At 45.3% G+C, this 6,821-nt stretch carries 1 protein-coding gene, 1 pseudogene and 1 riboswitch; the gene and the pseudogene both read left to right on the top strand.

The window, feature by feature from the left end; all coding sequences use genetic code 11:
* Positions 1–185, top strand: a pseudogene (locus tag GT575_RS15015) (hypothetical protein); the annotation flags it as partial.
* Between the two features lie 79 nt (positions 186–264).
* A riboswitch (cobalamin riboswitch) is annotated at positions 265–407 on the top strand.
* Between the two features lie 162 nt (positions 408–569).
* The gene (locus GT575_RS13875; protein ID WP_243147909.1) at positions 570–6,812 is read left to right on the top strand and encodes a DUF4430 domain-containing protein; all 6,243 of its coding nucleotides are present in this window, start codon (positions 570–572) and stop codon (positions 6,810–6,812) included.
* Positions 6,813–6,821: the final 9 nt, after the last annotated feature.

Below are 6,821 nucleotides of genomic sequence, written 5' to 3'. Positions count from 1 at the left end.
CTTTAACCCCGACAGAACAGAAATACACCTATGCCCAGAGCATGCAGCTTGAGGGGCAGACAGGCACTATCGGGCATGCTGTGGACAGCAGAATGAAATCCAAAGGTATTCTCAGTAATTTCTCTCTACTTACATATTATGCAGAAATGTGTGATATGGATAAAACACATATCTCACCTTACTAATAAAATATGACAAAAAAATACATTAAGTGGTACTTGGAGTTGACAATTCCCCGATTCACAATTACTATAAACCCTGTGATTTCATAGTGAAAATCTGCTCGGATGCCGTCCTGAAAAGCATCCGATCAGGGGGAAATTCGGTGAGATTCCGGTGCAACCGCCATTACTGTGTTAAGACTTGTGTCTTTCAGTCAGAATGCCCGCAGATTTTATGAGATTTCCGGCCGCGTGACGGCGTCTGACAGACACAGACAGCCGGGATATGCGGAGTACCCGGATGCGGATGACACGACAGTTCATCTGTTAGCTTTTGGGCGTGGGAAAAGCAGAATACATATTCCCTGCTTTATAACCTACAATTAAATAAAGAAAGGAAAATAGGAGATGAAACGAATCAGGACATTGATGCTTTCATTCTTATTGGCATGCGCAGTTTTAGTGGCACCATTTGCTTCAAATGCAAGCTGGGGCTATGTTCAGGCTGCCGCCGCAGAGAGTGATGGCGAAGTTGATTACAGCACTGAGTACGTTGTGCTGTCTCTTGAGGGATTTACTCTTGGCCAGGGATTCTATATCGAGCCAGAGAGAATGTCCTATAAAGAGATCGGTGAAGTCTGGAAAGAGGAAGGCATAGACATCGACCTGTCTAAGCTTACCGTATCACAGGCAACTTACGCGTTTTTCAAGAAAGAGGGACTTGAAACAGAACCTTCAGGAACAGACAAATACAACAGTTCCAGTTATTATCTTGCCAACGTAAAGGGCATTGATAAGGGAGCTGCAAATGTTCCACAGGAGCTTAAGGATGCTTATCAGAAGAAGAATGGAAAGGCACTTGAGCTTAAGGACAAGACTGGAAAAGATCTTGGCCAGTTTGATTATTTCAGCATGTCTGGCTGGATGAACACAGTTGACAATATAATGGGAAATGTCGGCGCAGGAGAATATCAGGTAGATTCTGCAGCCGGAGTAGACAATACACACGTTATCCGTTGGCAGTTCACACTCGCAGATTATGGCGCAGATCTGGGATATGGCTACAATCCGGATAAGAATACATTTGACTCTGAGTATGCATACTATGAGACTCAGGACAAGACAGAGCTCTATGTGCTCTATGCAGAGCATGCAGATGAGATAGCTAAGGACGAGGCTCTACGTGAAGAGGTTCAGGCGGTCATGACAGATCTCACTGCAACTGCAGATGAGGTTCAGGCAGTTGAGAAGAAGATCAGTGGCGACAAGAGAAATACAGTATCTGTAACCATGAATTATTCTGCTCCTTACATGACTCTGGCTGATTCAGAGGGCAATGAGATTGAAGTTGGAGAGCCTGATGGCAGCAAGTATACCCTTGAGCTTGAGCCGGGTACATACCGTTTGTCAGCATATCAGAAGAGCGGTGACGAGAAGACAGATATGGGATCTATAGATCTCGTAGTCACAGACGATCCACAGCAGTCATACAGCATATACAGCATCACAGATATAGCATGTACAGGTTATGACACTGTAGATGGCAACAAAAAATATTGGAAGGAAGACGTTGATTATACCGTCACAGGTAAGGTTATGTCTCCTGACAATGTGGACAGACATGCAGAGTTTGTAAAGACCAGGGAGGGGTCAGATGGCGCCTGGGCAAAGTATGCAGGACTGTTCTACTATGCTGATATGGTGTCAGTGACATATGATCCGGTTGGAGATAGAGCAGATGACTATATCTCTAAGACTGTGTCAAACACACTTACATCCAACAGAAGCTACGGTTATTCAGTAGCTCTTGCAGCGGCAAAGACAGTAGAGTTCACAGTTCCAGAGGGAACTGAGCTCAGAGTTGGTACACTTTCAACATACTATATATATAAGGATGAGGCTGGCATCAAGATAGACAGCAAGGATGCCGGATATGACACATACAAGTATAATCTTGGAAGTGGTATCACATATTACTACCGTGTAACTGGTGGAGAGGGAGTGACATACTGGAACTGGTTCTCCACAACCACAGATGCTGAGTACAAGGTAACAGCCGAGGATATGTACATCGGCGACAGCACATATGGCCCTGGCACAGTTGTACATGACATGTCAGCCAACAGCTCAGATGTAGCTGATATCTACATGACTTCAAATGAGAAGGGCTATATTGCTATGCAGAAGGGTGACAAGTATCACCTTGAGTGTTTCCGTAACTGGCAGGCAATAGAGGGTATCATGAATGCAAAATCAGCAGAGCCTGATTATCACTACACAGTTATCGATGAGAATGGTAACCCATCAAGTGATGTGATCAGCGTTGTACCTGGCGAGCATTCAGAGATAGCAGAGATCGAGGCAAAGTCAGAGGGAACAGCGATACTTCTCGTAACCTATGATGCAGAGATCAACAAGCCTGGTATGGGCGGTTCATTCTTCAGTGCGATCTGGCCTGAAAACACAGGTGTAGTCGTATTCACTGTAGGAAATGACGGCTCAGACATTCAGACAAATATGACATTAAATGCAGGACGCAACACAGAGACTGCTAAGACTGCTGTAGACAATCTGGATGCACAGATCGATGTTCTGTATTATCTTGAGGGAGCAGCCGGTGCAGAGTACACATTTACACCGGAGGATGGAGTGGCAGTATCAGTTCTTCATCCACAGATCACGGGAAACAAGCTTACATACAGTGGATTTACAACAGCAGATGTCAAGAAGAATGATGATGGAAGCTACACTGTAAGCGGTCTCACAGAGGGATCAAACATAATAAAGGTGACAAAGGACGGAGTTAGCACATATCAGGTAGTACGTGCAAAGGAAGTCCCGGTATCATACACATATAAGAACGCTGATGGTGGCGAGATCTCAGCAGATGAACTCAGAGCCGGTGATACCATAGAGGTTTCATATGGTAAGCGTACAGAGGATGGCAAGAAGGCATACGATGGTCTGTATATTCCGGCCAACAAGCTTGCAGGAATTTACAACATGGCCGGAACTATAAAACTGTCAGATGGTGAAGGAAATGAATTCTCAGGAGCAAGCAACCAGTATGCATTTGCATCATATCCTGCTGCCCAGACAGTTACAGTCAAGATACCTCAGTATTTTGCAGGTGACGAGTACACGCTGAGCGGAGTTCTGTATGAGGGCGGATTCGGTTCGCCATACGGTTCACACAGAGAGGTCCGCCATGCAACAGGAAAGCCTGTACAGATGGCAGCAAGCGTACGTGTGGCATACCTTGGAAGTCTCCCGGATATGTCATTTAAGCTGGCAAAGACAGACTTTGTCCAGGTAAAGCTTGATGTAGTGGATGGTGCTACAAACGAAGCAGTAGAAGGATATAAGGTAAGCATAAAGGATACTGAAGGAAATCCCGTAACAGTAAAGGACGGCAGCTTCAATGGTCTTGCAGGCAGACAGTACAATTACACTATGAAGTGTGCCGGATACATGTATGCCGAGGGAACATTTGAGATCCCGGAGGATACTTCCGGCGAGATGTCACAGACCATCAGCCTCACAGCGTCAAGTGCAACTGCTTGGGATGGCGAGAGCAAGACCGAGCCCGAACAGGTTGACGGAGTATACCAGATCAGCACAGGTGCAGAGCTGTACTGGTTTGAAAATGAGGTAAATGTCAATAAGAAGGTCGACATAAATGCAGTGCTCACAGCGGATATCAACCTTGCAGGATATAGCTGGACACCAATAGGTACATCGGGTGCCATATACATGGGTTCATTTGACGGCCAGGGACATACTATCAGCAATCTGTATCAGAATGATATAGGCTACTCAGGAATATTTGGACAGGCGGGTGCAAGGATCAGCAGCCTCACAGTAGAGGGAACTATCATCATGAGCACCAAGACTGCAGCAGGAGCGGTTGTGGGATACCTGTATCAGGGAACCACAGATGCACCGGCAAGAGTAGCAGGCTGTACATCTAAAGTAAATATCACTTACACAGGCACAAATACATCAGCTTCGATAGGTGGTCTGGTAGGATACTGTAACACGAACAAAATAAGCAACACAGTGATTGAGAACTGTGTAAATCATGGAACTATTAAGGCAGAAAACGGTGGTACCGTCGGCGGAATCATAGGATCTATGAGCAGCCGAAATATCTGCGTACAGAATTCGACAAACTATGGTGACATCACAGCCAAGACAAATGTTGGTGGAATACTCGGAAGCCACAATGAATACTATCCGCAGGATCCTGGATGCAAGATCATTTCATGCTACAATGCAGGAACGATCACAGGCCAGACAAATGCAGGCGGTATTGCAGGTGTTTTCAAGGGTAATACGTCAAATGACGCAGGCGTGGAGATCACAGACTGCTACAGCGCAGGAACTGTAAATGGCAGCGACACAGCCACAACAGGCGTATTTGCAGGCTATTCAGAGGATCTGACAATATCAGGATCTGCATATTCATGCACAGCCGCAGCAGATGAGAGCATCACAGAGGATCAGGCTTCATATGTATCGGCTGATAATATAGAGGCAGTCAAGAAGCTCACAGTTGACACAGTTACCAAGATCAATGACGGAGAGGCCATCTTGAACGTGGCACCTGCAGCAGAGATCATGGCAAATGTTCCTCTGACAGCAGAAGATGGAGAATTTGTAGAGACATACAAGAAGGTAAGAACTGTAATTGACGGAGTTACTATCTTCAACATAGGTGTATATGACTACACAGCAAGTGCAGCCGGAATAAATGGTGCATCAAAGGATGGAGTTATCCTTGAGAACACAAAGGTTGAGGCAGCTTCCGCGGTTGACGCTGTAAAGCGTGCACTGGATAATGCCGGAATAGCCTACGATATTCAGGAGTCAGCTTATGGCCCATATATCGTATCTGTAAACGGACTTGCATCAGTTGCTGACTACTCAATGTCAGGATGGATGCTGTCATACAACGGAGACGACTTTGACAACGGTGGGCTTGGTTCACTGGATGCAAAGGATAACGACACTATCGAGCTTCACTATGAGCTCACAGGAGCAGATGTAGCAGCATCATTCTCAGGACTTCCTACATTTGAGTCCATGACAATAGATGGAACAGAGATAACATTTACCACAGAGACAGAAACCGATGAGAATTGGAATTCTATCTACACATACAAGGCAAATGGAGAGGTTCTGAATGGAACAGGAACAAAGGCTGATCCATTTGAGGTCGGTGTTGTATTGCCGGAGAGCGCAGATCTTGTAAAGCTTGACATGACATACAAGACAACTGCGGATGGCCATTATGTTGTGGTTGACGGACTTTCAGCCAAGATCAACCTGACAAATGATGTTGTGTGCAGGATCACATCAAGAGGTGGAAGAACTGCATGGTACAAGATCATGGCAGTGACAGCACTCACTGAGGACAATACAAAGCTTGAGATAGCAGACGCAGAGTACACTGGAGAGGAGCTCACACCGGAAGTTACCGTATATGTAAATGACAAGAAGCTTGATCCAAGCAGCTATGAGGTTACATACAGTGATAACGTAAATGCCGGAAAGGGTACTTGTACAGTAAAGGGAACTGGTAAGTTCTCTGGTACAATTCAGGGCGAGTTCGAGATAAAGAAGTCTACAAAGACGATAACTACAGAAAAGACTGAGATCGAGGTTCTTGAAAATGAAGAGCCATTTGATCTCGAGGTTACAGGACAGGGTACACTTACATTTGCATCATCTGCACCAGAGGTGGCAGAGGTAGATCCTGAGACAGGACGTGTGACAGTCAAGGCTGTCGGTGAGACTGAGATCACAGTTTCATCTGAGGGAACAGAGAACTACGAGGCTGGACAGATCGTTATCAAGATAACAGTCAAGGAGGTTCCTGTAGAGCCAGAGGAGCCGGATACAAAGGTTACACTCACAAAGGACAACACAGTTATAGAAGTTGCAGATGTGACATATACAGGCAAGGCACAGAAGCCTGAGGTTACAGTAACAGTTGACGGTAAGAAACTTGAGGCGGCTGATTATACAGCATCGTATGCAAATAACGTGAACGCCGGAACAGCCAAGGTAACTATAACAGGTAAGAACGATTATACAGGCAGTGTTGAGCAGACCTTCAAGATCAATAAGGCAGACCAGACAGTGACAGGCAACACATTATATGTATACAACAGATATATAACTGTTAAGGCTGCTGGTAAGGGAACTGTAACTTACTCATCAACAAACAAGAATATTGCGATAGTAAACAGCAAGTCAGGTCTTGTGAGAACCAAGAAGCCGGGCAGAGTACAGATAAAGATCACTGTCTCAGGCAACAGCAATTACAACAAGGCAAGCGGAATCGTAACGCTGATAGTTACCCCTGCAAAGTCATCAATAACAAAGCTTGCATCAAACAGCAGCAGAAGTCTTAAGGTGACCTACAAGAAGGTAAGCGGTGCTACCGGATATCAGATAACATATGCTACAAACAAGAACTTTAAGTCTGCAAAGACAAAGTATGTGAGCGCAAAGTATGGCAGTGCAACTATCAAGAATCTAGCAAAGAACAAGAGATACTATGTGAGAGTAAGAGCTTACAAGACAATAAATGGCAAGAGATACATGGGACTTGGCAGCTCAGTGAAGTCTGTCAAAGTAAAATAATTCTCAGGC

The organism is Coprococcus sp. BIOML-A2, assembly GCF_009875795.1.
Classification (GTDB): domain Bacteria; phylum Bacillota; class Clostridia; order Lachnospirales; family Lachnospiraceae; genus Coprococcus; species Coprococcus aceti.
Note: the sequence above shows the minus strand (reverse complement) of the source record. Positions and strands in the feature narration are given on the sequence as shown.

What these genes read in the sequence shown, in the direction of transcription:
- GT575_RS13875 (WP_243147909.1), top strand. Translation starts at nt 570, where the DNA reads ATGAAACGAATCAGGACATTGATGCTTTCATTCTTATTGGCATGCGCA.